At 68.8% G+C, this 25148-nt stretch carries 24 protein-coding genes and 1 tRNA gene; 17 read left to right on the top strand and 8 right to left on the bottom strand.

The window, feature by feature from the left end:
- The first annotated feature begins 100 nt into the window (after nt 1–100).
- Nucleotides 101–2788: a pyruvate, phosphate dikinase gene (gene ppdK, locus CRO12_RS00125; protein ID WP_097062034.1), complete on the top strand. Its 2688-nt coding sequence runs from the start codon at nt 101–103 to the stop codon at nt 2786–2788.
- A gap of 13 nt (nt 2789–2801) precedes the next feature.
- Entirely contained in the window at nt 2802–3131 is a 330-nt protein-coding gene (locus tag CRO12_RS00120) for a hypothetical protein (RefSeq protein WP_097062033.1), read from the top strand.
- Between the two features lie 60 nt (nt 3132–3191).
- On the opposite strand, the gene CRO12_RS00115 is transcribed toward CRO12_RS00120, so the two are convergent.
- Together CRO12_RS00115 and CRO12_RS00110 are read right to left on the bottom strand one after the other, a co-directional pair.
- A complete protein-coding gene (locus tag CRO12_RS00115; protein WP_097062032.1) occupies nt 3192–3740 on the bottom strand; it encodes a glycine zipper 2TM domain-containing protein in 549 nt (182 codons plus the stop codon).
- A gap of 81 nt (nt 3741–3821) precedes the next feature.
- On the bottom strand, nt 3822–4661 hold the full coding sequence (locus CRO12_RS00110) for a class I mannose-6-phosphate isomerase (RefSeq protein ID WP_097063232.1): 840 nt from the start codon (nt 4659–4661) through the stop codon (nt 3822–3824).
- Between the two features lie 116 nt (nt 4662–4777).
- Here CRO12_RS00110 and CRO12_RS00105 point away from each other — a divergent pair, with 116 nt between their 5' ends.
- From CRO12_RS00105 to CRO12_RS00075, 7 genes are all read left to right on the top strand, one after another.
- Nucleotides 4778–5716: an outer membrane protein assembly factor BamD gene (locus CRO12_RS00105; protein WP_097062031.1), complete on the top strand. Its 939-nt coding sequence runs from the start codon at nt 4778–4780 to the stop codon at nt 5714–5716.
- A 13-nt stretch (nt 5717–5729) separates the two neighbouring features.
- Complete coding sequence (locus CRO12_RS00100) at nt 5730–6467, top strand: TlyA family RNA methyltransferase (RefSeq protein WP_179640761.1); 738 nt, start codon at nt 5730–5732, stop codon at nt 6465–6467.
- A gap of 121 nt (nt 6468–6588) precedes the next feature.
- On the top strand, nt 6589–7143 hold the full coding sequence (locus CRO12_RS00095; RefSeq protein WP_097062030.1) for a TspO/MBR family protein: 555 nt from the start codon (nt 6589–6591) through the stop codon (nt 7141–7143).
- Between the two features lie 13 nt (nt 7144–7156).
- Entirely contained in the window at nt 7157–7468 is a 312-nt protein-coding gene (locus CRO12_RS00090; protein WP_097062029.1) for an accessory factor UbiK family protein, read from the top strand.
- A 97-nt stretch (nt 7469–7565) separates the two neighbouring features.
- Nucleotides 7566–8069 (top strand): type III secretion system chaperone family protein, encoded by a 504-nt coding sequence (locus CRO12_RS00085; protein WP_097062028.1) that lies wholly within the window; start codon nt 7566–7568, stop codon nt 8067–8069.
- Nucleotides 8066–8866 (top strand): pyrroline-5-carboxylate reductase family protein, encoded by an 801-nt coding sequence (locus CRO12_RS00080; protein ID WP_245858075.1) that lies wholly within the window; start codon nt 8066–8068, stop codon nt 8864–8866. Before CRO12_RS00085 ends, CRO12_RS00080 begins: the two co-directional genes overlap by 4 nt.
- 56 nt (nt 8867–8922) lie before the next feature.
- Nucleotides 8923–9519 carry a hemerythrin domain-containing protein gene (locus tag CRO12_RS00075; RefSeq protein ID WP_097062027.1) on the top strand — a complete coding sequence of 199 codons (597 nt, stop codon included), beginning with the start codon at nt 8923–8925 and terminating at the stop codon, nt 9517–9519.
- Between the two features lie 187 nt (nt 9520–9706).
- On the opposite strand, the gene CRO12_RS00070 is transcribed toward CRO12_RS00075, so the two are convergent.
- On the bottom strand, nt 9707–10207 hold the full coding sequence (locus CRO12_RS00070) for a MarR family winged helix-turn-helix transcriptional regulator (RefSeq protein WP_097063229.1): 501 nt from the start codon (nt 10205–10207) through the stop codon (nt 9707–9709).
- Between the two features lie 61 nt (nt 10208–10268).
- Between CRO12_RS00070 and CRO12_RS00065 the strand changes: the two genes are divergently transcribed.
- Nucleotides 10269–11351, top strand: coding sequence for a branched-chain amino acid aminotransferase (locus tag CRO12_RS00065; RefSeq protein ID WP_097062026.1), 1083 nt, complete (start codon nt 10269–10271; stop codon nt 11349–11351).
- A 47-nt stretch (nt 11352–11398) separates the two neighbouring features.
- A tRNA-Gln gene (locus CRO12_RS00060) sits at nt 11399–11473 on the top strand.
- Between the two features lie 158 nt (nt 11474–11631).
- On the opposite strand, the gene CRO12_RS00055 is transcribed toward CRO12_RS00060, so the two are convergent.
- The 3 genes from CRO12_RS00055 to CRO12_RS00045 form a co-directional block, all read right to left on the bottom strand.
- Entirely contained in the window at nt 11632–12477 is an 846-nt protein-coding gene (locus CRO12_RS00055; RefSeq protein WP_097062025.1) for a shikimate dehydrogenase, read from the bottom strand.
- Between the two features lie 55 nt (nt 12478–12532).
- The gene (locus CRO12_RS00050; RefSeq protein ID WP_245858073.1) at nt 12533–15385 is read right to left on the bottom strand and encodes a TonB-dependent receptor domain-containing protein; all 2853 of its coding nucleotides are present in this window, start codon (nt 15383–15385) and stop codon (nt 12533–12535) included.
- Nucleotides 15386–15580: 195 nt separating this feature from the next.
- The gene (locus CRO12_RS00045; protein ID WP_097062023.1) at nt 15581–16249 is read right to left on the bottom strand and encodes a TetR/AcrR family transcriptional regulator; all 669 of its coding nucleotides are present in this window, start codon (nt 16247–16249) and stop codon (nt 15581–15583) included.
- 172 nt (nt 16250–16421) lie between these two features.
- Here CRO12_RS00045 and CRO12_RS00040 point away from each other — a divergent pair, with 172 nt between their 5' ends.
- The 4 genes from CRO12_RS00040 to CRO12_RS00025 are packed head-to-tail and all read left to right on the top strand — an operon-like array spanning nt 16422 to nt 21839.
- Nucleotides 16422–17387, top strand: a complete 966-nt coding sequence (locus tag CRO12_RS00040; protein ID WP_097062022.1) for an alpha/beta hydrolase — start codon at nt 16422–16424, stop codon at nt 17385–17387.
- Entirely contained in the window at nt 17384–18955 is a 1572-nt protein-coding gene (locus CRO12_RS00035; RefSeq protein ID WP_245858071.1) for a carboxylesterase/lipase family protein, read from the top strand. The genes CRO12_RS00040 and CRO12_RS00035 overlap by 4 nt, the downstream gene beginning before the upstream one ends.
- Complete coding sequence (locus CRO12_RS00030) at nt 18952–19986, top strand: SMP-30/gluconolactonase/LRE family protein (RefSeq protein WP_097062021.1); 1035 nt, start codon at nt 18952–18954, stop codon at nt 19984–19986. The genes CRO12_RS00035 and CRO12_RS00030 overlap by 4 nt, the downstream gene beginning before the upstream one ends.
- Complete coding sequence (locus CRO12_RS00025; protein WP_097062020.1) at nt 19983–21839, top strand: bifunctional sugar phosphate isomerase/epimerase/4-hydroxyphenylpyruvate dioxygenase family protein; 1857 nt, start codon at nt 19983–19985, stop codon at nt 21837–21839. The genes CRO12_RS00030 and CRO12_RS00025 overlap by 4 nt, the downstream gene beginning before the upstream one ends.
- On the opposite strand, the gene CRO12_RS00020 is transcribed toward CRO12_RS00025, so the two are convergent.
- The gene (locus CRO12_RS00020; protein WP_218838835.1) at nt 21840–23126 is read right to left on the bottom strand and encodes an MFS transporter; all 1287 of its coding nucleotides are present in this window, start codon (nt 23124–23126) and stop codon (nt 21840–21842) included.
- A 115-nt stretch (nt 23127–23241) separates the two neighbouring features.
- On the bottom strand, nt 23242–24303 hold the full coding sequence (locus CRO12_RS00015; protein WP_097062018.1) for an SDR family oxidoreductase: 1062 nt from the start codon (nt 24301–24303) through the stop codon (nt 23242–23244).
- Nucleotides 24304–24394: 91 nt separating this feature from the next.
- On the opposite strand from CRO12_RS00015, the gene CRO12_RS00010 reads away from it, so the two are divergent.
- Nucleotides 24395–24775, top strand: coding sequence for a winged helix-turn-helix transcriptional regulator (locus CRO12_RS00010; RefSeq protein ID WP_097062017.1), 381 nt, complete (start codon nt 24395–24397; stop codon nt 24773–24775).
- Between the two features lie 134 nt (nt 24776–24909).
- On the top strand, nt 24910–25148 hold a 239-nt coding region (locus CRO12_RS00005; protein WP_144033476.1), incomplete at its 3' end, for a hypothetical protein.

Here is a 25148-nt window from a genome sequence, read left to right as displayed (position 1 = left end):
AACGGGTCGAAGCGAGACAGTGGCGGTCCCGCCCGGGTTGAACTTAGCTCTGTTGCGGCGCACAACGCGCCAAACAACAGAACACCCGGAGGAGATCACCATGGCCACTGCCCCGCGCGCTGCCGCGAACGACCAGCGCTACGTCTACCGCTTCGGCGGCGGCGTGTCGGATGGGGGCGGTGGCGACCGCAATCTCCTGGGCGGCAAGGGCGCGAACCTCGCCGAAATGGCCTCGATCGGCCTGCCGGTGCCCCCGGGCTTCACCATTTCGACCGCGATGTGCACCCGCTATTACGAGGAAGGCGGCGCCTTCCCGGACAGCCTGCGCGACGAGGTCGCCGACGGGCTGGCGCACATCGAGGAGATCACCGGCAAGCGCTTCGGCGACGCGGCCGATCCGCTGCTCGTCTCCGTCCGCTCGGGCGCGCGGGCGTCGATGCCTGGCATGATGGACACGGTGCTGAACCTCGGCCTTAACGACCGAACCGTGGAGGGCCTCGCCGCCGCATCCGGCGACCCGCGCTTCGCCTGGGACAGCTATCGCCGATTCATTCAGATGTATTCGGACGTAGTCCTCGAACTCGATCACAGCCGGTTCGAGGAAGCGCTTGAGATCGCGAAGGAAGACCAGGGCTACGGCCTCGATACGGACATGACCGCCGCCGACTGGCGAAGCCTTGTCGCCGAGTACAAGGCGCTGGTCGAGGAACTGTGGGGCAAGCCGTTCCCGCAGGACGTCCACGATCAGCTGTGGGGCGCGATCGGCGCGGTGTTCGGTTCCTGGCAGTCGGAGCGTGCCAAGGTCTACCGCCGCCTCAACTACATTCCGGCGAGTTGGGGCACCGCCGTCAACGTCCAGGCGATGGTGTTCGGCAACATGGGTGACACGTCGGCGACCGGCGTCGCCTTCACCCGCGATCCGGCCAAGGGCGACAACGCCTACTACGGCGAATTTCTTATCAACGCACAGGGCGAGGATGTCGTCGCCGGCATCCGCACGCCCCAGTACCTGACCCGCGCCGCGCGCGAGGCGGCGGGCGCCCGCGCCGCGTCGATGGAGGAGGCGATGCCGCAGGTCTACGGCGAGCTCGCCCGCGTGTTCGACCTGCTGGAGCGGCACTACCGCGACATGCAGGACATCGAGTTCACGGTGCAACAGGGCAAGCTCTGGATGCTCCAGACCCGATCGGGCAAGCGGACGGCAAAGGCCGCGCTCAAGATCGCGGTCGACATGGCGGGGGAGGGGCTGATCAGCGAGGAGGAGGCGGTCGCCCGCGTCGATCCGGCCGCGCTCGACCAGCTGTTGCACCCGACGCTCGATCCCGCCGCGCCGCGCGACGTGCTCACCACCGGGCTGCCCGCGTCGCCCGGTGCCGCGTCCGGCGCGGTCGTGTTCACCGCCGACGCAGCGGAGGAGGCGGCGCAGGCCGGTCGCGACGTGATCCTGGTTCGGGTCGAGACCTCGCCCGAGGACATCCACGGCATGCACGCGGCCAAGGGCATCTTGACCGCGCGCGGCGGCATGACGAGCCACGCCGCGGTGGTCGCGCGCGGCATGGGGCGCCCGTGCGTGTCGGGTGCGGGCGCGCTCTCGATCGGCAAGGACGGCATGCGGATCGGCGACCGTGTGATCGCGGCCGGTGAGGTCATCACCATAGACGGCTCGACCGGAGAGGTAATGGCGGGCGCCGTCCCCACCATCCAGCCCGAGCTGGTCGGCGACTTCGGCACGCTGATGGCCTGGGCCGACAAGGTCCGCCGGCTTAAGGTCCGCACCAACGCCGAGACTCCGCTCGACTGCCGCACCGCGCGCGAGTTCGGCGCGGAGGGAATCGGACTGTGCCGCACCGAGCACATGTTCTTCGACGCCGCGCGGATCACCGCGGTTCGCCAGATGATCCTGGCGTCAGATGAGGCCGGCCGCCGCGCCGCGCTCGACCGGCTGCTCCCCGAGCAGCGCAGCGATTTCGTCGAGATCTTCGAGGTGATGGTGGGCTTGCCCTGCACCATCCGCCTGCTCGACCCGCCACTCCACGAGTTCCTGCCGCACGAGGAGGTGGAGTTCGCGGAGGTCGCGGCCGCCGCCGGGCTCGACGTCGACACGCTGAAGCGCCGCGCCGCCGAGCTTCACGAGTTCAATCCCATGCTCGGCCACCGCGGCTGCCGCCTGGGCGTGACCTATCCCGAGATCTACGAGATGCAGGCGCGCGCCATCTTCGAGGCCGCGGTGCTCGTCGCCGAGAAGTCGGGCGATGCGCCGGTACCGGAGATCATGATCCCGCTGGTCGCGACCAAGCGCGAGCTGGAGTTGATGAAGGCGGTGGTCGATCGTGCTGCGGAGGCGGTGTTCGCGGAGAAGGGCCGCCGGATCGACTACCTCGTCGGCACCATGATCGAGCTGCCGCGCGCCGCGCTCAAGGCGGGCGAGATCGCCGAGGCTGGAGCATTCTTCTCGTTTGGCACCAACGATCTCACCCAGACGACGCTCGGCGTCAGCCGCGACGACGCAGCGCGCTTCCTGTCGGGGTACGTGGAGCAGGGCATCTACGCCAAAGACCCGTTCGTCAGCCTCGACGTCGAGGGCGTCGGCGAGCTGGTGAGCCTGGCGGCCGAGCGCGGTCGCGCGACGCGGCCGGACATCAAGCTCGGCATCTGCGGCGAGCACGGCGGCGATCCCGCGTCCATCGCCTTTTGCGAGCAGGTCGGGCTCGATTACGTCTCCGCCTCGCCCTATCGTGTCCCGATCGCGCGACTGGCGGCGGCGCAGGCCGCGCTCGCCGCTCGCTAAGAGGAGAGGGACGATGCGGCTGATCGTGGTGGCGGCACTGATGCTGGCGGGATGCGGCGGCGGCGATTCGCCGGCGCCAAAGGCAACTCCTACCGCGCAGCCGCTCAGCGACGTTCAGCAGCAGATCGCAGTGTTGGATGACAAGCAGCGCAACGCCGTCTTCATCCGCGCGATCCGCGACGCAGGCCGCGACTGCCAGGGCGTGACCGGGTCGGAGCGCCGCGACGACGTGTCGGCGAACGGCACGCCAACCTGGGTCGCGACCTGCCAGGGCGGGGCGGTGTGGATCGTCTCGATCGCGCGCGACGGCACCGCCCAGGTCGCGGGCGCTCGCGGGCAGTAGTCACGCGAACGGCCCGGCGCTCCCTTGAGCACCGGGCCGTCGTTCAGCGTCCGAACTCGCTTAGCGGCAGCTCACCTGACCGCGGTCGACCGACCGGCCGAGCGCCGCGCCACCGGCCGCACCCAGCAGCGTGCCGAGCAGGCTCGAGCGGCCGTTGTCCAGCGCGTTGCCGAGCAGCCCGCCCGCGACGCCGCCGATGATCAGTCCGGTCGTTCCGTCGTTGCGGCGGCAGTAATAGCGCCCGTTGCTCCCGCGGTAGATGCGGTCGTTCCGCGTCAGCCGCCGCGGCTGATAGTAGCGGCCGTCGCGGTAGTAGTTGTCCGCGTAATAGTAGCGCTGGCCGCGCTCGAAGCGGTTGTAGTCGTAGTTGCGATACTGGCGCCAGTCGCGGCGGCGGTCCTGCCGCGCGTCGCGCACCTCGCGGCGATACTCCTGGCGCGCCTCGCGGACGTCGCGGCGCGAATCGGCCTGGCGCAGGTCGCGGCGGTAGTCGCGCTGCGCATCGCGCACCTCGCGGCGATACTCGGCGTTGGGGTTGGACTGCGCGGCCGCCGGCACCGCCGGCAAGGTGACCGCGGCGAGCGCGGCAAACAGGATCGTCGTACGCATGAACCTTGCTCCATGTTGTAGAGTGGGTCCGTAACGACCGTCGCCGCGCAATCGTTGCGTGAACGAAAAACTACCTCGCGTTCACCCTTGCGACAGCTCGATCCGCGCGGTGCCCGGATAGGCGAGCAGCACGTCGCTGTCCTCGCGCACATGCACCTCGCACGCGCCCTCGAGCGTCAGGCAATCGCCCGCCTCGAATCCGGTTCCGTCCGCCGCGCCGCCGCCGGTCACCGGGATCAGCCAGCCGGTCGTGCCCTCTGGCAGCACGAAGCGGCGGTGCCCCGGGGTCCAGCGCTCCAGCACGAACTTCGGACCCTCGACCAGGATCGTGCGGTCGTCGGCGACGCGGCCCGGCGCCGGCTGGGGCACGAAGGGCCGCGCGTCGCTCACCGCGACCCCGTCGTCCAGGTGCAGCTCGCGCGGCCGGCCATAGTCGTACAGGCGATAGGTGGTGTCGGAGTTCTGCTGCACCTCGATCACCGTGATCCCCGCACCGATCGCGTGGATCGTGCCGGATGGCGAATAGAAGAAGTCGCCGGCCTTGACCGGCTTCCAGTCGACGAGGGTCTCGATCGACCCGTCGAGCGCCGCCGCCCGCAGCGTCTCGCCGTCGACCACCTCGTGCGTCCCGATAGCGATGGTCGAGTCGGGTTCGGCCGCCAGGATCAGCCAGCACTCGTCCTTGCCGCGCGGCAGCCCGCGGGCGCGCGCCTGCTCGTCGTCCGGGTGGACCTGGATCGACAGCTTCTCGGAGGTGAAGAGGTACTTGATCAGCAGGTCGGGCGCGGCATCGCCCGGCGTCTGGAACCACACCTCGCCGATCGGCTCGCCACCTGGTGCCGGATCGGCAAACCCCGGCCACAAGGTGTGGCGACCCCACGGCTTCTCGACGCGGTGGGTGGCAAGCAGCGTGGCAGTCATGCGCGGGTCCTCGTGGTTGGGCGACCCGACGGGTGCGGGCACCGCTCCTCTAGCGGACCCGCGCGCGCACGAAAATCATTGTTCGCACGGTGCCGCGCCGGTAAGTGGAAGGCCGCATGCGTACCTCCCGTCTCCGCGCCGTCGCGCTGTCCGCCGTCACCTTGAGCCTGCTCGCCACCGCCGGCTGTGCGCGCAACAACAACAATCGCGCCGACCTGCCCTATGTCGCGCGCGACGTGGGCACGCTCTACTCGACGGCGCGCGCCCGGCTCGACCGCGGCGAGTACAAGGTCGCGGCCGCGCTGTTCGACGAGGTGGAGCGTCAGCATCCCTATTCGATCTGGGCGCGCCGCGCGCAGCTGATGGGTGCGTTCAGCTATTATCTCAGCCGCGACTATACCCAGGCGATCCAGTCGGCGCAGCGTTTCCTGTCGGTCCACCCCGGCAACCGCGACGCGCCCTACGCCTATTACCTGATCGCACTCAGCTACTACGAGCAGATCAGCGACGTGACCCGCGACCAGAAGATCACGCAGCAGGCGCTCGATGCGCTGGGCGAGCTCGGCCGCCGCTACCCGAACACCCGCTACGCCGCCGACGCGCGGCTGAAGGTCGATCTGGTCCGCGACCATTTGGCCGGCAAGGAGATGGAGATCGGCCGCTTCTATGAGCGGCGCGGCCAGTGGCTCGCCGCCTCCATGCGGTTCCGCTCGGTGATCGACCAGTATCAGACCACCACCCACACGCCGGAGGCGCTGATGCGGCTGGTCGAGACCTACCTCTCGCTCGGGCTGCGGGAGGAGGCGAAGAAGTCGGCCGCCGTGCTCGGCGCCAACTATCCCGGCACCGACTGGTACAAGCGCGCCTATGACCTGATCGGGGAGTATCCGGTGCTCCCGCCGCAGGCGCAGCCGCCGCTCACCCCGCAAACCACCCCGCCGCCGCGGGTTGGGGGCAGCGAGCCGCCCGCGCCGGTCACCAATCCCGGCGACGCGCCCGGCACCGTCGAGCCCGGCCCGGTCCCGACGACGCCGGCCACCACCCCGACCAACTGATCCGCGTCGGCGCATGGCCGGCAAGGTCCGCGCCGACCAGCTGATCGTCGACCGCGGCCTGGCGGAGAGCCGGACCCGCGCGCAGGCACTGGTGATGGCGGGACTCGCCTTCACCGGCGACCGCAAGATCGACAAGCCCGGTCAGCTGCTTGGGCCCGATGCGCCGCTGGAGGTACGCGGGCGCGATCACCCCTGGGTGTCGCGGGGCGGGATCAAGCTGGCTCACGGCCTCGATCACATGGGCTGGGACGTGACCGGCGCGGTCGCGATCGATGTCGGCTCCTCGACCGGTGGCTTTACCGACGTGCTGCTCACCCGCGGCGCGGCGCGCGTCTACGCGGTCGATTCGGGCACCAACCAGCTCGCGTGGAAGCTGCGCCAGGACCCGCGTGTCGTCGTGCTCGAGCAGACCAGCGCGCGCGTCCTCACGCCCGCGCACATCCCCGAGCCGATCGACCTGGTGGTGTGCGACGCGAGCTTCATCGGCCTGGCCAAGGTGCTGGAGGTGCCGCTTGCCTTCACCCGCCCCGACGCCCGCCTGCTCGCGCTGATCAAGCCGCAGTTCGAGGCCGGCCGCGAGGAGGTGGGGAAGGGTGGCGTCGTCCGCGATCCCGCCGTCCACGCGCGCGTCTGCGACGAGGTTTCGGCATGGGTGGGCGCGCAGGGGTGGCGCGTCGACGCGGTCATTCCGAGCCCGATCACCGGGCCGGAGGGCAATGTCGAGTTCCTGCTCGCGGGGTACCGTGACTGACGAGGTGCTTGCGCTAGATTAGCGGCGGCGATAGCTGCCGTACGTCTCGTGCCAGCCGCTTCAATGGTTGCGCCGACGGAGTAAGCGTCGACCGATCATCAGCGAAGAGGGGCGGTACACGTTGCGGGAACTCGCGTCCAAGGGCCAGCTTCGGGCCGCCTATCTGCGCTGGGCGGTCGTTACCGTGCCGCTCGTCCTGCTGCTCGGCTTCGCCTCCGCCAGCCTCGCACCGTCCGGCGACGAGAACGCGTGGTACCAGGCGCTCGTGAAGGGTCCCGCCAATCCGCCGAACTGGGCGTTTCCGGTGGTCTGGTCGATCCTCTACGTGCTGCTCGGGCTCGCGCTCGCGATGGTGATCAACGCGCGCCGCGCGCGGGGCAGGGGCCTCGCGCTCCTGCTGTTCGTCGTCCAGCTCGCGCTCAATCTCGCCTGGACGCCATTGTTCTTCGGCGCGCACCGCATCACCGCGTCGCTGCTGCTCATCGCTGCGCTGTTCGCGACCGCCCTGGTGACCTGCATCCTGTTCGGCCGGGTGCGCCGCACCGCAGGCTGGCTGCTGGTGCCCTATCTCGCCTGGATCGCCTTTGCCGGCGCGCTCTTGTGGGACATCCACCGCCTGAACCCCGACGCGGAGAACCTTGTGCCGAGCGGCGCAACTACCCAGATGACGATCTGAGGAGTTTACACGCATGCAGTCCGACAACCGCCTGTTCGATGATTTCGTGAAGTTCATGAACGGCGCCGCCGGCACCATGGCCGGAGTCGGGCGTGAGGCGGGCGAGAATGCGCGCGAGCATCTGAAGGTCTGGATTGGCGGCATGGACTTCGTCAGCCGCGAGGAGTTCGACGCGGTCAAGGCGATGGCCGCCGTCGCCCGCGATGAGGTCGATGCGCTGAAGGCGCGGCTCGCGACGCTGGAGGGCGCGCAGGTTCCCGCCGCGCCGGTGCCGCCGGTCCCGCCGACGCCACCCGTGCCGCCGACGCCGCCCGCCGGCGGCTGAGCGGCATCTTTCCACAGCTTTCCCCGGCACCGTCCGCGCCGCTGCTTGTGCAGGCGCGGGGTGGTTGGCATGTCCCCGCTATCGGGGTGAGCAGCTGATGTTGGACGAACTGGAACAGGATCGCGACGACGACGCGCCGATCGACATGCTGGAGCGCTATTTTACCGCGCACGGCTGGTCCTTCGAGCGTGACGAGGATGAGATCGTCGCCAAGGTGAAGGGCAGCTGGACCGAGTACGAGCTTCGCGCAATCTGGCGCGAAGAGGATGCGGTGCTCCAATTCCTCGCCTTTCCCGACGTTCGCGTCGCCGAGCACATGCGCCGCGCGATGTACGAGACGATCGGGCTCGTTAACGAGCAGCTCTGGATCGGCCATTTCGAGCTCTGGTCCTCGAGCGGCATCCTGCTCTACCGCAACGCCGCGATCTTCGGCGGGGAGGAGGGCGCGGCGCTCAGCCTCGACGCGGGCGAGATGCTGGTCGAAAGCGCGATCGAGGAGTGCGAACGCTTCTACCCTGTCTTCCAGTTCGTGCTGTGGGGCGGGAAGAGCCCCAAGGACGCGCTTGCCGCCGCGCTGATCGACACTCAGGGCGAGGCTTGAGCGACCTGCTCGACGGGCGTCTGCTGATGGTGGGCGCGGGTGCGATGGGCGGGGCGATGCTCGCCCGCTGGCTGGACATCGGCCTCGTGCCTGAGCAAGTCACGGTGGTGAGCCCCAGCGGTCGCGCGATGCCGCCGGGGGTCGCCGTCGTCCCCGCGATCCCCGCCGAGCCGTTCGACACCGTGCTGCTCGCGCTCAAACCACAGCAACTCCCGCAGCTTGCCGCGACCCCGCTCGCTGTCGCCCGCCCGGCGCTGCTGCTCTCGATTCTGGCCGGCGTGCGGGAGGAGGCGCTCGCCGCCGCCTGTCCCGCCGCCGCGATCGTCCGCGCGATGCCCAACCTACCGGTCCGGCTGGGGAAGGGCGTGGTCGCGCTCACGGCCCGCACGGCTGACGACGCGGCTCGCACCGCTGCCGGACGCCTGATGGCGCCGCTCGGGCTGGTCGAGTGGGTCGATGAGGGAAGTTTCGACCTCGTCACCGCGCTCGCCGGCAGCGGCCCCGCCTTTCTCTACCGCTTCATCGACGCCCTCGCCGCCGCCGCCGCCGACCTCGGCCTGTCCGCCGATCAGGCGGGCCGACTCGCGCTCGCGACCGTTGGCGGCGCGGCGGCACTCGCTGCCGCTGCGGACGCTACGCCCGGTGACCTCGCTAATCAGGTCGCGAGCAAGGGCGGATCGACCCGCGCCGGCCTCGACGTACTCGATGACGAGCAGGCGCTCCGCACGCTGCTTCGCGCGACCCTTGCTGCCGCGGAGCGCCGCAACGGCGAGCTCGCCGCGATCAACTCGCAATAGGAACGCCTCACTTGCCAGCGGGTTGAGCGGCCAAGTTCACCCATTGGGAGGTAATCATGGCCACCACCAACACCCGCACCCGCAAGCCCGCCGCCAAGTCCGCGGCGACCGAGACCAACTACGGCGCGCTCGCCGGCGCCGCCGCTGGCGGCCTCGCGCTCGGCGTGCTCGCGATGCTCGGCCGCAAGGCCGCGGTGCAGGCGCCGACCGCGCTTGCCGGCGACTGGGATCAGGCGCTCGCCGCCGAGCACAAGGCGGTGCTGAAGCTGTTCGACGCGCTCCAGGCGACCGACAGCACCAATACCGTCAAGCGCTCGGTGCTGCTCACCCAGATGAAGCACGCCCTCGCCAAGCACGCGCTGGAGGAGGAGAATGTGATCTACCCCGCGCTGCGCGAGGCGGGCGAGGTCGCCGGCGCCGACGAGCTCAACGCCGAGCACGGCTATGTGAAGCAGTATCTCTACGAGCTGGAGAACATGCCCAACAACTCGGACCAGTTCCTCACGACCGTCGCCAAGTTCCGCGCCGACATCGAGGACCACATGAGGGAGGAGGAGGAGGACCTGTTCCCCCGCGTCAAGGCGAAGCTCTCGGCCGAGAAGAACAAGCAGCTGACTCTTGCCATGAACAAGGAAGGCTTCAAGCTGGCGTGATCTTTGGGCTGCACTCCCGCCTACACGGGAGTGCAGCCCTCCCCACCGTTCGTGCTGAGTAGAGACTGAGTAGCTGCGGCACGGAGCGTATCGAAGGCTCGTATCGAAGTAAGGCTTTCGCTCGAAACCTCCTCCGATATACGCCTTCGCCTACGCTCAGTCGCTACTCAGGACAACCGGACGCACCTCACCCGCCCAGTGCCGCCACCGTGGCCCGCTCGCGCTCCGGGATCAGCCCCTCCAGCACCGCCCAGAAGCCGCCCACCGCGCCCTGGCCCGCGCTGGAGTACGCCGCCGCCATCCGCGTGCTCAGCGCCGCGTAGAGCTCCCGCTCCAGCGCCGTCCCCTCCGCCGTCAGCGTCAGCAGCTTCTGCCGCCGGTCGCGCTGCCCCGCGCGCGTCTCCACCAGGCCGCGCTCGGTCAGCTCGGTCAGCACCCGCCCGAGCGACTGCTTGGTGATCGCCAGCAGCGCCAGCAGCTCCCCCACCGGCAGCCCCGGGCGCCGCGCGATGAAGTAGAGCGCGCGGTGGTGCGCACGTCCCAGCCCGCGCTCGGCCAGCCCCGCGTCGATCGACCGCGTGAGGTTGCTGTACCCGAAGTAGAGCAGCTCGATCCCGCGCCTGATCTCCGGCTCGGTGAGGAAGAGGGGGGAGGCCGCGCGGCCCCCGTCGGGGATTGGGCCAGCCATGTTGACCAATTCTGCCACCGCTCTTACCCCCGGCGCAAGCCGCGCTTCGGGAACGCCGACCATGACCAGCTTCGCCTTTGAGCCCAACGCTCGCCCGCTCGCCGTCAACGAGCGCGCCGCTCTCATCGCCGATCCCGGCTTCGGCCGCGTCTTCACCGATCACATGGCGACCGTCCGCTATTCCGCCAACCGCGGCTGGCACGACGCGAAGATCATCGCCCGCGCGCCCATGAGCGTCGATCCGGCGACCGCCGTGCTCCATTATGCGCAGGAGATTTTCGAGGGGCTGAAGGCGTACAAGCTCGCCGACGGCGGCGTCGCACTGTTCCGCGCGGAGGCGAACGCCGCCCGGTTCCGCAACTCCGCGCGCCGCATGGCGATGGCCGAGTTGCCCGACGTGCTCTTCGTCGAGAGCTGCCGCCAGCTCGTCCGCGCCGACCGCGACTGGATCCCGGACGTGGAGGGCGGGGCTCTCTACCTCCGCCCCTTCATGATCGCGAGCGAGGTGTTTCTGGGCGTCAAGCCCGCCGCCGAATACCTCTTCTGCGTCCTCGCCTCCTCGGTCGGGGCGTATTGGAAGGGCGGCGCCCGCGCGATCTCGCTGTGGGTCAGCCACGACTACACCCGCGCCGCGCCCGGCGGCACGGGGGAGGCGAAGTGCGGCGGCAATTACGCCAGCAGCCTCGTCGCGCAGGCGGACGCGGTCGCCCGCGGCCACGACCAGGTAGTCTTCCTCGACGCGGCGGAGCGCCGCTACATCGAGGAACTGGGCGGCATGAACATCTTCTTCGTGATGGACGACGGCAGCCTGGTGACGCCCCCGCTCACCGGCACGATCCTGCCCGGCATCACCCGCGCCTCGCTGATCCAGCTCGCCCGCGACGAGGGGCTGACCGTGCGCGAGGAGCCCTACACGATCGACCAGTGGCGCGCGGACGCGGCAAGCGGCGTGTGCGTGGAATCGTTCGCCTGCGGCACCGCCGCCGTCGTCACCCCGATCGGCACCGTTGCCGGCCCCGACTATCAGTTCACGCTTGGCACCGGCGCCACCGGCCAGACCACCGCCCGCCTGCTCCAGCGCCTCACCGACCTCCAGCGCGGCCGTGCCCCCGACCCGCACGGCTGGCTCCAGCGGATCGGGTGACAGGCACTGGTCACGACAAGCGCGGACGCTATAAGCGCCCGCTCTGCTGGGGCGTCGCCAAGCGGTAAGGCACCGGTTTTTGGTACCGGCATTCGCAGGTTCGAATCCTGCCGCCCCAGCCAATTCCCAGCTAAGCCAGGTCGTTGAGCGAGCAGGCTGATACCGGTTCGCTCGCCCCAGAGTGTGCTGTCAGCTGTGCCAATGCGGTGTCGAAGGGGCATCGCCATGCGCCACACTCCAAGCACGCGGGACCTCTTGAGCGATGAAGAACGCTTGATTGTCATCCACCGGTCTTGGTGCCGAAACGGGCACTCATCCGGCCGGGATCTGCCGAATGTCCAGTAATGATCCGAAACGCCTCGGCCGCCTGTCGCACCACCATGCCGCTGCCGTCGAGTGTGGCGCAGCCGCGGGCGGCGGCGGCGCGAAGCAGGGCGGTCTCCAGCGGAAAGTATACGATGTCGGCGACCCACTGGTCGGGGCGGAGTTGCTCGGTATCGATCGGGGGCCCGGGCTGGGCGGCCATACCGATCGGGGTTGCGTTGACGATCCCGGTGACATCCGGGACCGAGACGTCCTTGATCGCGCGCGAGCTAACCCGCCCGGCGTCGATGCCGCGTGCGCGAAGGTGCTGCGCGAGCGCCTTGCCGCGGGCGTGGTCGAGGTCCGCGATCGTGAGTTCCGCGACACCGAGCGATAGCAGCGCGCTCGCAACCGCGGAGCCCGCGCCACCGGCTCCAAGCAGGAGCACGCGCCCGAGGTCCGCCGCGGGCAGCCCGGCGGCCAACGCGTCGCGAAACCCGATCATGTCGGTGTTATGGCCGATCGTCCGTCCGTCGCGGATCGCCACCGTGTTGACCGCTCCCACCGAGCGCGCGCTCTCCGCAAGCTCGTCGAGCAGGGGAATGACGGCCTGCTTGAAGGGATAGGTGACGTTGAAGCCGGCGTAGCCGTCCGACCGCAAATCTTCCAGGGTAGAGGCCAGCGCATCGTCGTCCCAGCCGCGGTCAGTGAAATCGAACAGGGTGTAGGCGAGTGCCAGGCCCTGCGCGCGTGCCTCCTCCTCGTGCAGCCAGGGTGAGCGGGAGGCGAGAATGGAGCGGCCGATCAGGCCCGACTTGATCATTGCATGTCCTCGATCGAGGTGGCGGAGCAGCGGGACCGCTCCGCCACCCGACTAGTCAGAAGTTGAAGCGGACGCCCGCGTAGAAGGAGCGGCCGATCGGATCATAGAGCGCGACGTCCGTGCCGTTCTGCGAGCTCGCGACGAACGGCAGGTCCTTGTCGAACAGGTTGTTGACGCCGAGCCGTACTTCGTAGCTGCGCCCGGCCTTGACCGTCGCGAACAGGTCCCACAGCGAATAGGCGTCGACGCCGACCTGCGCCGTCGCCGGGGTCAGCACCGAGCTGACATCGGCGAGCTTGTCCTGGAACCGCCAGCGCAGGCCGAGCGTGCCCGCCTCCGAGCGCAGACCAAAGGAGCTGAGCGCCTTCCACTTCGGCGTGGCGCGCGGCGGAACGCTGGTCGGTCCGGCGCCGCCGTTGCTGATCCCGGTATAGTCGAGGAACGCGGTGCCGGGCAGCAACTGCACCTCATAGTTCCGCGTCCAGTCGACGCCCACGTTGACGAAGAAGCGGCTGGTGTCGCCGAGGAAGCGCGTCGGGACGCTCCAGTTCGCCTGCACCTCCACGCCGTCGGTGCGCAGGCCGCCAATGTTGAGGTAGGGCGTGTTGACCGTATCGATCTCGCCCACGCCGTTGCGGCGAATGAGCGAGCAGTAGAGGTTGCCCGCTTCGTAGTTCGGGTTGGTGCCGTCGAGGTTGAAGCACTTGGACAGCACGGTGAGGCCGGGGACCGTCGAGATGACGTTGCTGACCTTGATGTTGTAGTAGTCGACCGACAGCGTGAAGTCGCCGAACAGGCCGTCGCGGGCGGGTGAGTCGAAGACGAAGCCGATGTTGTAGGTGTCGGCCCGCTCCGGCGTCAGGTCGAGGTTGCCGGCGATCGTCTGACCGGTCGCGGTGGTCGGAAAGGTGTAGGATCCGATCGCCGCCGACGGCACGCCCTGCGCCACGCAGAGCGTCGCGACCCGCGCGCCATTGGCACCTGTGCGGGCGGTCGAGCGGACGTCGCAGGGATCGCCGAGCGCGCCCGGCGGGGTGCCGATCACCAGCTGTGTGCCGGATGCCGGGGTGAACAGCTCGCCGATGTTGGGCGCGCGGACGGCACGCTGGTAACTGCCGCGTACCAGAAGTGCCTGGAACGGCCGCCAGCGCGCGTCGCCCTCGTAGCTGGTGACCGAGCCGGTGACCGAATAGTCCGAGATGCGGACCGCCGCGCCGACGCCGAGCTCCTGGAAGAAACTGCGGTCCGATAGCAGCGGGATGTCGATCTGCGCCGCGGCTTCCTTGACGGAGATGTCGCCGTTCGCCGGAGCGGAGGCGATCACCGACTCGATGTTCTGCGCGCGCAGATCGCTGTCGGGTACGTAATCATAAGTGTTCTTGCGATAGCTGCCGAGCAGCGCCAGCTGCGCCGGGCCGGCGCCGAGATCGAACAGCTTGCCGTTGATCTGCAGCTGCGCCTGGGTCTGGGTCAGATCCTCCTGGGAGAACGCCGTTTTGGTGATGTAGTCGCGGCACGCCGCGGACAGGCTGCGCGCATTCGCGTCGCCGAAGATGTTGAGCCCGCCGGCGCAGAGCGAGCGACCGCCGTCGGCCGCGTTGAGCAGGGTCTGCACCCGGTTCTTGAGCACGGCGTTGCCGATCGCGAGCTGGTGCGCGGACTTGTCCCACGACGCGAAGGCATCGAAGGTCCAGCCATCGGTGATCGTTCCGCGGACGCCGGCGAGGTACTGCTGGATCGTGTACTGTTCATTGAAGTTCTTGTACGGCACGCCGACGTAGCGGCCGTTCCAGGTGAACGGGGCCGTCGCGTTGGGGCGCGAGGCGAGAACCGTCCGCAGAGCGGCGGGAATGAACGGGTTCGTGACCGGCACGGTGGTGAGCGCGCCAAACTGGGTCAGGCTGCCGCCGCTTTCGGTCCGGACGGCCAGATTGACATACATGAACTGGCCGTAGGCGGTGATCCCGGGCGTTACCTCATAGTCCGCCTTCACGAACGCGGTCTTGCGCTCCAGCTCGTTCTGGAACTGAATCTGCTGGCCGACCGGCATGCGGACGTTGTTGCCGACGATGAGGTAGCCATTGGAGGCGCGGTCGCCGCGGTAATTGATCGCGCCCGTCTGCACGAACAGCGTGCCGTCGTTGTTGAAGCCGAGGTTGAGCAGCGGATTGATCGCCGAGGTCACGCCGTAGCCGCTGAACACCCCGTTTACCGCGGCGGCCGTGGGGGCGTTGACGGCGCTGGGGACGAAGGTGCCGCTGCCGATGAACGACGACGGTGTCTTGTCCTTAAAGAACGGCCGGGTCGACCCGTTGACCGGGTCGGACTGCGCGTAGCTGAAGGCGGCGACGAGGTTGCCGCGATCCTCGGCGAAGCTGCTGCCGAAGGCGAGCGAGCCGTTGAACTTGAACGCATCGCCCCGCTCGCTGATCCCGGTCTGCAGGTCGGCGCGGAAGCCCTCCAGGCTGCGCACCGTCTTGAAGTTGACCACGCCCGAGATCGCGTCGGACCCATAGACCGCCGATGCACCGCCGGTGATCACGTCCACCCCGCCCAGGATGGCGTCGGGCAGGATGTTGATGTCGACGTTGCCGTTGATGTCGGACACCGGCAGGCGGCGACCGTCGAGCAGCACCAGGTTGCGGTTCGAGCCAAGACCATGAAGGTTGACCGTTGAGCGGCCGCCCGTGCCCTGGCCACCGGTGTTGCCGTTGCCTGCCGTCGTGAAGCTCGGGATTTGATTGAGCGCGTCGACGACGTTGACCGCACCCGTCTCGCGGATCGCCTGGTCGCTGACCGAGACGATCGGGCTGGCCGAGTCGTTGTTCGGACGCTGAATCAACGATCCGGTGACCACGATGTCCGGTGCGCTTGCGTCGCTGGTGTCGGCTTGCGCCGTTGGATCCACGGCCGGCGTATCGGAGGAAGGCGCAGTCTGCGTTTGGGCGGCAACAGGCATGGCAGCGACCAGACCCAGAACAAGAACCGACGCCGACAGGGCGTAGCGAGCGAGCGACAACCGCATCAGAAATCCTCCCCAAGTGCCGCCAGTTGTCCGGCGATCCGGGGAAGGATTAGTGTGACGAACTGGTTCCTGTCAATATCACTCAAGCGGTGGTAGTCGCACCCAGGCGAGCAGGATGTCGGCGACCTGCGCCGCGCGATGATCGATCGCGGCGGGGCTGGTCATGTCGACCCCGAAATTGTGAGCAAAGGTGAACTGGTTAGAGACGTTGTAGAAGGCGAGCGCCGTCATGTTCATGTGAAGGTCGACAGGCTCGATCCCGGCACGAAACAGCCCTTCCGCCTCGCCGCGGGCGATGATGGCGCCGAGCAGCCGGATGACGCCGCGGTTCTCCGTCTGCAGGTCGGCGATCTGCTTCAGGTGTTCCGCGCGGTGGATGTTCTCGTTCATGACTAGCCGCACCAGCTCGGGATGCTGCGAGTGGTAGCGCACGTCGTGCTCGATCAGGCGGCGGAGCGCGTCCACCGCGCTGCCGCTCTCGATGTCGACGGTGGTTTCGCTGGCGCGTACCCTGCGATAGGCGCGCTCGAGCACGGCGCGGTACAGCTCGTCCTTGCTGCCGAAGTAATAGTAGATCTTACGCTTGGTGGCCTTGCCTGCGATCTCGTCGATCCGGGCACCGGCCAGTCCCTTCTCGACGAACTCGGCGGTGGCGACGTCGAGGATGGCGTTGATGGCGGCCTCGCGGGTTTCAGCGCGGGTGCGGCGCGGCGAGGGCGGAGGAGCGTCGGAAGTGTCGGTCGGCATGCGTCTGTCCTATCCGATGGACAGCCGTACGCAACGCTCGGTCCCCGCTGTAATTAGTGTTACGAACGAGTTCCTATTGTGTCTTCCGTTTTCGCGGCGGCGGTGATAGCGATCGTCATCGGACGCCGAACGGCGCCGGCATAGTTGAGAGGATGATGGAGTGCGCCGACAAATGCTGCCCTGCCTCCTGGCTGCCGCTGCACTGGCAAGCGGGGCGGGAGCCACCGCCCAGACCCGCGACTTTCCGACGGCCGCGGCACCGGTGCTGGAGGATCGGTTCCCGCAGGTACCCGTCGCCTTTCCGGACGGCGTGAAGGCGTACCGCGACGTCACCTACCAGACGCTGCCGGGCTATCGCCCGCAGATCGTCGACATCTATGTGCCGGCGGGTGCCGGTCCGCATCCGCTGATCCTCTACATTCACGGCGGCGGCTGGATCGGCGGGCACACCCGCCATTCGGGGGCGCTGGCCGACTTCCCCAAGGTACTCGCGCGGCTCGCCGCCGAAGGCTTCGTCGTCGCGAGCCTCGAGTATCGGCTGTCCGGAGAGGCGGCATTCCCCGCGCAGCTGCAGGACTCCAACGCTGCGCTGCGCTTCCTGCGCGCCCACGCGACCGACTACCAGATCGATCCCGCGAAGGTGGGGGTGTGGGGCGGATCGGCTGGCGGCCACCTGGCGGCGCTGACTGCGGTGACCTGTCGCGACACCACGCTCGATCCGAAGGCAGCCGCCGACGGGTGCGTACAGGCGGCGGTCACCTGGTACGGCGTCTTCGACTTCGCCGGGATGAACGCAACGCCCGATGGCAACGCCGCCGGCGCAAGGCTGCTCGGCTGCCAGGGCAGCTGCCCGGCCGATCGAATCCGCGCCGTCAGCCCGGTCACCTACATCGACGCGAAAGATCCGCCGTTCCTGCTGATCCACGGCGATGAGGACAAGGTCGTGCCGGTGGCCCAGTCGCACAAGGGCGAGGCGGCGCTACGGGCGGCGGGCGTCAGGGTGCAGTCGATCTACCTGCCCGCGGTCGACCACAGCTTCATCGGCGCGGACGCGGCGGCGACCCGCGCGGCGACGCTCCGGGCGACCAACGCCACCTTTGACTTCTTCCACCAGCAGCTTGGGGTGCCTCGGCGTTGAGGCTGCGCCGGGTAGCCGCCGCCTGCGTTGCCGCGCTTCTCGCCGCGCAGACCGCGCCGCCACGCGTCGAGGTCGCCGAGGGCGAGGTTGAGGGCGTGAGCTTGGCGGACGGTGTCGATGCGTACCTCGGCGTGCCCTTTGCGCAGCCGCCGGTCCGCGAGCTGCGCTGGAAGCCGCCGCAACCGCTCTCGCGCCGCACCGGCCTGTACCACGCCGACCGGTTCGCGCCCGAGTGCCTTCAGCCGCTGCGAGGATCGCGCCAGAATCATTATTTCGGCGAGGAGGCGACCAGCGAGGATTGCCTTTACCTGAACATTTGGGCGCCCCGTGCTGCACGGCAGGCGCCGGTCGTGGTGTGGATCTACGGCGGCGGCTTCAACATCGGTTCGGCGAACATGGCGAACTACTCGGGCGAACCGCTCGCTCGGGACGGCGTCGTGCGGGTCAATGTCGCCTATCGGGTCGGACCGCTGGGCTTCCTCGCGCATCCTGACCTGACGAAGGAGGGTGGCTACGGCGGGTCGGGCAACTACGGCCTTATGGACCAGATCGCGGCGCTTGCCTGGATCCGCCGCAACATCGCGAACTTCGGTGGAGATCCGGCCAACGTGACGGTTGTCGGGCAGTCGGCGGGGTCGATGTCGGTCGCGCTGCTGCAGCAGAGCCCGCTCGCCCGCGGCCTGTTCCAGCGTGCGGTCGGGATGAGCGGCAGCCCCTTTGGCGGGATGCTCTCGCCTGTCCCGCTCGCCGCGGCGGAGGCGCAAGGGGTCGCGCTTGCCAAGGAACTCGGCGCAAGCTCGCTCGCGGAGCTGCGCGCGGTGCCGGGCGACCGGCTGGTCGCCGCGCAGTCGCCGCGCAGCCCGATCGTGCTCGACGGCCGGGTCGTGACCGGCACGGCGGAAGCGGTGTTCGCCAGGCGTGCGCAGGCTGATGTGCCGGTCCTCATCGGCTACACGCGCGACGAGAGCTTCCGACCGCTACCTCCCGTCGCCAGCCGTGCCGAGCTGGCGCAGGCCGTGCGAGCGAGCTTTGGGGCGCGGGCGGAGGCGATCCTCGCCGCCTACAACAGCGGTGATGCGCGCCGCGATGCAGCGGACATCGCGCGCGACGCAAGCGTCGGTGGGCAGATGGCCGGCTGGGCGATGCACCAGCAGCGCTACGGTCGCGCACCGGCCTATGCCTACCTCTTCACGCGGCGGCAGCCCTATGCTGCCGGCGTCACCTTCAGCGACCATGATCCGGCGACCGTCGGCGCCTACCACACCGGCGACGTGCCCTATTGGCTGCGCACCCGCGATGCGCTGAACCTGTTCCGGACGACCCGGGCATGGGAGGCTGGCGACCTGACGCTGGAGCGCGAGATGTCGGCGGCGCTGCTCTCCTTCGCCCGTACCGGACGCCCCTCGAGTCCAAGCGTCGGCGCATGGCCGGCGTTCAAGCCCGATGCGCCGGCGCTCGTCTGGCTCGCGCCGGAGAGCCGCGGGATGGCCTGGCCGCACTTCGCCGATCTTGCGCTGTTCGCGGGCGTGCCACCGGCGCCGCGCACGCCGGCGCGGGCGCGCGATTGAGCCTGCTCGCCGCGACTGCGCTGCTGCTGCAGCCGGCGTGCGCGCCGGACCCGCAGTTGAGCTACGTCTGCGGCCCGGAGAAGCCGGAGGATCTGGTCGCGATCCCTGGCACCCGCTGGCTGGTCGCGAGCGGCTTCGCGCCCGGTGCGGGGCTGAAGCTGGTCGACACGCGCACCCGGCAGTGGCGATCCTGGTACACGGCTCCGGCGCCAGGCGACCGGGGCGGGTGCACGCCGCTCGATCCCGGCCTTTTCAACGCGCGCGGGCTGTCGCTGCGCTCGACCGGGCGACGGCGGTGGGAGCTGCTGGTGGTCAATCACGGTGGCCGTGAGTCGATCGAGCGCTTCAGCGTTCACCTGGTGGACGGAACGCCGCAACTGCGCTGGACGGGTTGCCTTCCCATGCCTGCTGGACAGGTCGCCAACAGTGTCGCCGCTTTCGCCGACGGAACCATCCTGGCGACCGTGCTGACCCGCCCGGGCACGACGATCGCCGACTTCGTGCAGGGCCGCATCACCGGTGCGGTCTGGCAGCATCGCCCGGGCGACCCGGGGTTCACGCTGCTGCCGGGCACCGAGCTTCCGGGCAATAACGGGATCGAGGTCGATCCCGATGGTCGCCGCTTCTACGTCGTCGCGTTCGGATGGCACGCCGTGGTCGTCTACGATCGCCGCGACACGCGCGCGCCGCTCGCGCGGATCGTCGCGCCCGATTTCATGCCGGACAACATCCGCTGGACGGGCGGCAAGCTGCTGATCGCGGGCATGCGGCTGGACGAGCCGGCCTGCGGCGGCGTGCGCCGGGTGGAGAACGGCGTCGCCGATCCGATGCTGTGCCACCGCGGCTGGAGCGTCGGCGCCGTCGATCCGGACCACCGACGTGTGACAACGGTTGCCGCCGGTCCGCCGCAACCCGGCTTCAACGGCGTCAGCGCTGCCGCGCTGGTCGCCGGGCAGCTGTGGCTGGGCTCGTTTCAGTCGGCTCGTCTGGCGGTCGTCCGGGCGACAGAGGGGAAAGACGCAAGCCGATGACCAACGCCATCGCTACCGTTTCGCTGAGCGGCACCCTGGAGGACAAGCTGCGCGCAGCGGCAGGCGCGGGCTTCGCCGCGGTGGAGATTTTCGATACCGACTTCGTCGCCTCGGCACTGTCGGCCGGGCAGGTGCGCAGCCTGCTCGACGAGCTCGGTCTCGTTTGCGTCCTCTACCAGCCGCTGCGCGACTTCGAGGGCATGCCCGAACCCCTCCGCGCACGCGCCTTCGCCCGCGCGCGCCAGAAGTTCGAGACGATGCGGGTGCTCGGGTGCGACAAGCTGCTGCTGTGCTCGAACTGCGCAGTGCAGGCGAGTGGCGACCGAGCGCAGATCGTCGCCGACTTCCGCGCGCTCGGCGACCTCGCGGCCGAGTACGACGTAACCGTCGGGTACGAGGCACTCGCATGGGGACGCCACGTTAACGATCATCGTCAGGTGTGGAACATCGTGCAGACGGTGGATCATCCGAATATCGGCATCCTGCTCGACAGTTTCCATTCGCTGGCGCGTCGTATACCGAGCGCGTCGATCCGCGACATCGATCCGGCCAAGCTGGTCTTCGTTCAGCTTGCCGACGCGCCGCTGCTTGACATGGACCTGCTCTACTGGAGCCGCCACTTTCGCAGCCTGCCGGGGCAAGGCGGGCTCGACCTGACCGGCTATGTCGCCGAGATCCTTCGGCTCGGCTATGATGGACCGCTCAGCCTGGAGATTTTCAACGATCGGTTTCGCGCCAACGCGGCGGGGATGGTGGCGCGCGACGGCATGCGCTCCCTCGATGCGCTCCGCGATGCTGCCGCGCGCAAGTTGGGGCGCACGCCCACGATGCCGGCACGGGCGACAATCGAGCGGGTTGAATTCGTCGAGTTCGCCGTGGCGAGCGAGGACGGCGACGAGCTGCGGGCAATGCTGCAGGGAGCCGGGTTCGACCGCGTGGGCCGGCACCGCACCAAGCAGGTCGAGCTGTGGCGCTGCGGCGCGGCCAACTTCGTCCTCAATTCCGAGGATCACGGCTTCGCGGCATCCTATCGCACGACGCATGGCACCGCGATCTGCGCGATCGGGCTGGTGGTATCGGATGGTGCTGCCTGCATGGCTCGCGCCCGCGCGCTGGGCGTTGCCGAGCACGAGAGCGACATGCCCGCGATGCCGGCGTTGCGCGGGGTCGCGGGCAGTCTGGTCTACGTCATCGACGCAGTCGCCGCGACGACGCTGTGGAGCGACGAGTTCACAATGGAAGAGCCGACCGGCGGCGCGGCGCCGGACGTGGTCGCGGTCGACCACCTTGCCGCCACGGTCCACCATGACGAGTACCTGTCATGGCAGCTCTACTGGCGCGCGCTGTTCGACGTGCAGGTGCAGCAGCCGCAGGACGTGATCGATCCCAACGGCCTGGTGCAGAGTCAGGCGATCCAGAACGCTGCCGGCACGTTCCGAATTACCCTGAACAGCACGGATGCGCGCAACGCCTTGTCGGCCAGGTTCCTGGATCAGTCGTTCGGCGCGGGATTCCAGCACGTGGCGCTGCGCGTGCCGGATGTCGCGGCGGCGGCGCCGCTGCTCGCAGCGCGCGGGCTGGAGCCGCTGCCCATAGCCGCCAACTACCACGACGATGTCGCGGCCCGCTTCGGTCTGGGCGACGCGGAAGCGGCGACGCTGCGCCACTATGGCATCATGGTCGATGAGGAAGGACCGGGTCGCCGCTACCATCAGCTCTACAGCCGCGCGTTCCGGCGTACCTTCTTCTTCGAATTCGTCGATAGGACGGGATACGACGGCTATGGCGCACCCAACGCGACCATCCGCCTGACCGCGCAGAACCGCTTCCGGCCAACGGTCGTGTCCGACTGATCAGTCGAGCACGATCCGCCGGACGTCACCCAGGATGAAGATGTAGGACAGCGCGCCGAGCAGCGCGACGATGCCGATGAAACCGAGCGCGTAGAAGAAGCTACCGGTCGCGGCGACGATTGCTCCTACCACGATCGGCGTGACGATGCCGGCGAGGTTGGCGGCGAGGTTGAACACCCCACCGGTCACCCCAAGCATCCCCTCCGGCGCGAGGTCGGACACCAGCGTCCAGCCGAGCGCCGCCATGCCCTGCGCGAAGAAGGCGAGGCTGAGGATCGCGATCACCGCCGCATTGCTCTCGACGAAATTGGCCGCGACGATGGTGGAGGCGAGCAGCAGACCGAGGATGATCGGCAGCTTGCGCGCGACATTGGGCGACTTGCCCTGCCGCAGCATGCGATCCGACCACCAGCCGCCGAACAGCACGCCGAAGGAGGCGGCGATGAACGGTGCGACCGCAAAGAAGCCGATCTTCAGCCAGTCCATCTGGCGCTCGGTGGCGAGATAGGTCGGGAACCAGGTGAGAAAGAACACCAGGGTCGAGTTGCCGGCGAACTGGCCGAGGCAGATCCCCCACATCTGCCGCGTGCGCAGCAGGCGACCGGCGGCAGACCAGTCGAACCGCTGCCGGGCGGGCTGGTCCAGCAGCGCGCCGCCGGCGACGATTTCGTCCAGTTCGGCCTGGTTGGCGCGGCTCTCACGCGGCTCACGGTAGCCGCGCCACCACACCAGCGCGAACAGGAGCCCGAGCACGCCCGCGCCGACGAACAGCGATCGCCAGCCCCACACGGCAAGCATCGCGAACAGGAGCGGGCTGAGGAACGCGAGGCCGATATACTCCCCCACCGTGTAGACACCGGTCGCAAAGGCCCGCTCGTCGCGCGGGAACCAGGTCGCGACCACGCGGCTGTTGGCCGGAAAGCACGGGCTCTCCGCGACACCCAGCGCCAGGCGCAGGCCGATCAGCCCAGCGACGCCGCCGACAAACGCCTGCAGCAGCGTGAACAGCGACCAGAAGGAAACCGACAGAAAGTAGGTGAGGCGGGTTCCAAATCGATCAAGAAAGGCGCCGCCGGGCACCTGGGCGGCGGCATAGGACCAGCTGAACGCCGAGAAGATCACGCCCATGACGGTCGCGCTGATCCCCAGTTCCTTCGTGAGCGCGGGTGCCGCAACGCCGAGGATCGTGCGATCGAGATAGTTGATGAGCGTTCCTGCCGCGATCAGCGACAACATGGTGTAACGGACGCGTGTCGGTTGCGTCGTGCCTGCCTGGCCTGCTGCCATGCCCCTCTCCCTTTTCGGCAGAGGCATAAGGCACGAACAGGTTCGTAACAATAGCCGACTTTATCGACTGCTTTGTCGTGCCTACGCGCGCCGGCTCGGCACACTTCGCGACGCGTCAGGGTATCAGGCGCGCATCCCGCAGCCGGTCGAACAGTGCGAAGAAGGCATCGTCGGTCCGCTGATAACCGGTGAAGCCCAGCCGCCGGCTCTTGCTCATGTCGGCGACCACCTCGATCGGTCGGCCGAGATCGGCGTCGGTGTGCCACGGCGAGGCGAGGCGGGTCAGGTCAGGCTCGGCGAGCCCGTCGCGCTCGGCGATGTCGCGCCAGAGCGCGGCGTCGTCCGCCATCTGCTGCTCGAGCGGGCGCACCGTGCCGTCGAACGGCGCCGCGTCGATCCCGAACCACGCGGCGAGCCGGCTCCACATCCACTGCCAGCGGAAGACGTCGCCGTTGACGACGTTGAACGCCTGGTCGTGCGCGGCCGTCGTCTCCGTGGCCCAGAGCAGGTGCCGGGCGAGCTGATCCGCATCGGTCATGTCGGTGAGCCCCGACCACTGCGCCGCCGAGCCGGGGAAGGTGAAGGGCCGCCCCGTCTCGCGGCAGATCGTCGCGTAGACGGCGAGCGTCGTGCCCATGTTCATCGCGTTGCCGACCGCCAGCCCGATCACGGTATGCGGCCGGTGCACGCTCCAGCTGAACCCGTCGCGCGCGGCGGCGGCGAAGACCTCGTCCTCCTGCGCATAGTAGAAGTTCTCGACGTCGAGCCGGCCCTGCTCCTCCCGGAACGGCGTCTGCGGGAGCGTGCCCCTGCCGTACGCCTCGAACGGTCCGAGATAGTGCTTGAGCCCCGTCACCAGCGCAACGTGGCGCGGCCCGGACGGCTTCGGCAGCCGGTCAAGCAGGTTACGGACCATGGCGGCGTTGACGCGGATGTTCTCCGCCTCGCTGTCCTGCCGCAGCCAGGTCGTGATGAACACCGCGTCGGGGTTCAGGCTGCGCAACGCTGACGCGGTTTCGTCGGCGTCCTGCAGGTCGGCGGCGACCGGCTGCACGCCGGCCTGAGCGCCAGGCCGTCGGGCAAGGCCATGCACGGTCCAGCCGCGTTCCACCAGTAGCGCCGCCGTTGCGCTCCCCACGATCCCGCTCGCGCCCACTACCAATGCCGTTTTCGCCATGATCAACTCCTTGTGGTCGAGGAGCTAGGCACGAAGGGGCAGGGCTTCTAGACGGCACCATCTGGGTCACCAGGCACCAGGAGGTAACCACATGCAGCCCGGAACGCCGGACGAGGAATGGCGGGAGGACTGTGCGCCCCGCCGGGTGCTGGAGCTGTTCGCAACCAAGTGGACCAGCATGGTGCTTCACACGCTCCATGTCCGCCATGGCGGCGCGGCACGCACCGGTGTGCTCCAGCGCAGCCTGCCGGGCATCTCGAAGAAGATGCTGACCCAGACCATCAGGGAGTTGGAGGCGAGCGGGCTTGTGACGCGTCACGTTCAGAGTACGATTCCGCCAGCAGTCGAGTACCAGCTGACGGCGCTTGGACGACGCTTCGTCGAACCTGTCGAGCTGCTCTACGCATGGGGCCGAGACAATGCGGACGCGTTGAATCTCCTGGTACCTCGGCCAAGCTCACGCCGCAGCTAGCTTAGCCCCGAGCTACGTCATGAACGAACGACCGCTTACGGGAAAAGGCTAGACGACCCTGAACGGCCGTTTCTGGGTCCTTAGCGACGCCATACTAGGCGCTGGCGCGGCACAATGACCGACGGTAGATCGCCATGATGAAGAAGTCCTCTCATCGCGTTCGGCTTCGCGCGTTCCAGGCGATGCGCGGCGCGACGCCGGACCCCGGCTTCGTCGCTGACCTCGAGTATCTCGAAAACCGCGACCTGGACTTGTCGGTGCGACTGGGGGCGATGCTTGCGTTCAACGCCCTGATGATCACGATCGGCACGCATCCGATCTCCGCCTCGCCCGGCGCGCCACTCAGCTTGGATGCAGGTGCGCAGCCCGTGTT

Source organism: Sphingomonas guangdongensis (assembly GCF_900199185.1).
Lineage (GTDB): Bacteria > Pseudomonadota > Alphaproteobacteria > Sphingomonadales > Sphingomonadaceae > Sphingomonas > Sphingomonas guangdongensis.
Note: the sequence above shows the minus strand (reverse complement) of the source record. Positions and strands in the feature narration are given on the sequence as shown.

Coding starts and splice junctions, on each gene's coding strand:
- ppdK (WP_097062034.1), top strand. CDS start 101: ATGGCCACTGCCCCGCGCGCTGCCGCGAACGACCAGCGCTACGTCTAC.
- CRO12_RS00120 (WP_097062033.1), top strand. CDS start 2,802: ATGCGGCTGATCGTGGTGGCGGCACTGATGCTGGCGGGATGCGGCGGC.
- CRO12_RS00115 (WP_097062032.1), bottom strand. CDS start 3,740: ATGCGTACGACGATCCTGTTTGCCGCGCTCGCCGCGGTCACCTTGCCG.
- CRO12_RS00110 (WP_097063232.1), bottom strand. CDS start 4,661: ATGACTGCCACGCTGCTTGCCACCCACCGCGTCGAGAAGCCGTGGGGT.
- CRO12_RS00105 (WP_097062031.1), top strand. CDS start 4,778: ATGCGTACCTCCCGTCTCCGCGCCGTCGCGCTGTCCGCCGTCACCTTG.
- CRO12_RS00100 (WP_179640761.1), top strand. CDS start 5,730: ATGGCCGGCAAGGTCCGCGCCGACCAGCTGATCGTCGACCGCGGCCTG.
- CRO12_RS00090 (WP_097062029.1), top strand. CDS start 7,157: ATGCAGTCCGACAACCGCCTGTTCGATGATTTCGTGAAGTTCATGAAC.
- CRO12_RS00085 (WP_097062028.1), top strand. CDS start 7,566: ATGTTGGACGAACTGGAACAGGATCGCGACGACGACGCGCCGATCGAC.
- CRO12_RS00075 (WP_097062027.1), top strand. CDS start 8,923: ATGGCCACCACCAACACCCGCACCCGCAAGCCCGCCGCCAAGTCCGCG.
- CRO12_RS00070 (WP_097063229.1), bottom strand. CDS start 10,207: ATGGCTGGCCCAATCCCCGACGGGGGCCGCGCGGCCTCCCCCCTCTTC.
- CRO12_RS00065 (WP_097062026.1), top strand. CDS start 10,269: ATGACCAGCTTCGCCTTTGAGCCCAACGCTCGCCCGCTCGCCGTCAAC.
- CRO12_RS00055 (WP_097062025.1), bottom strand. CDS start 12,477: ATGATCAAGTCGGGCCTGATCGGCCGCTCCATTCTCGCCTCCCGCTCA.
- CRO12_RS00045 (WP_097062023.1), bottom strand. CDS start 16,249: ATGCCGACCGACACTTCCGACGCTCCTCCGCCCTCGCCGCGCCGCACC.
- CRO12_RS00040 (WP_097062022.1), top strand. CDS start 16,422: ATGCTGCCCTGCCTCCTGGCTGCCGCTGCACTGGCAAGCGGGGCGGGA.
- CRO12_RS00025 (WP_097062020.1), top strand. CDS start 19,983: ATGACCAACGCCATCGCTACCGTTTCGCTGAGCGGCACCCTGGAGGAC.
- CRO12_RS00020 (WP_218838835.1), bottom strand. CDS start 23,126: ATGGCAGCAGGCCAGGCAGGCACGACGCAACCGACACGCGTCCGTTAC.
- CRO12_RS00015 (WP_097062018.1), bottom strand. CDS start 24,303: ATGGCGAAAACGGCATTGGTAGTGGGCGCGAGCGGGATCGTGGGGAGC.
- CRO12_RS00010 (WP_097062017.1), top strand. CDS start 24,395: ATGCAGCCCGGAACGCCGGACGAGGAATGGCGGGAGGACTGTGCGCCC.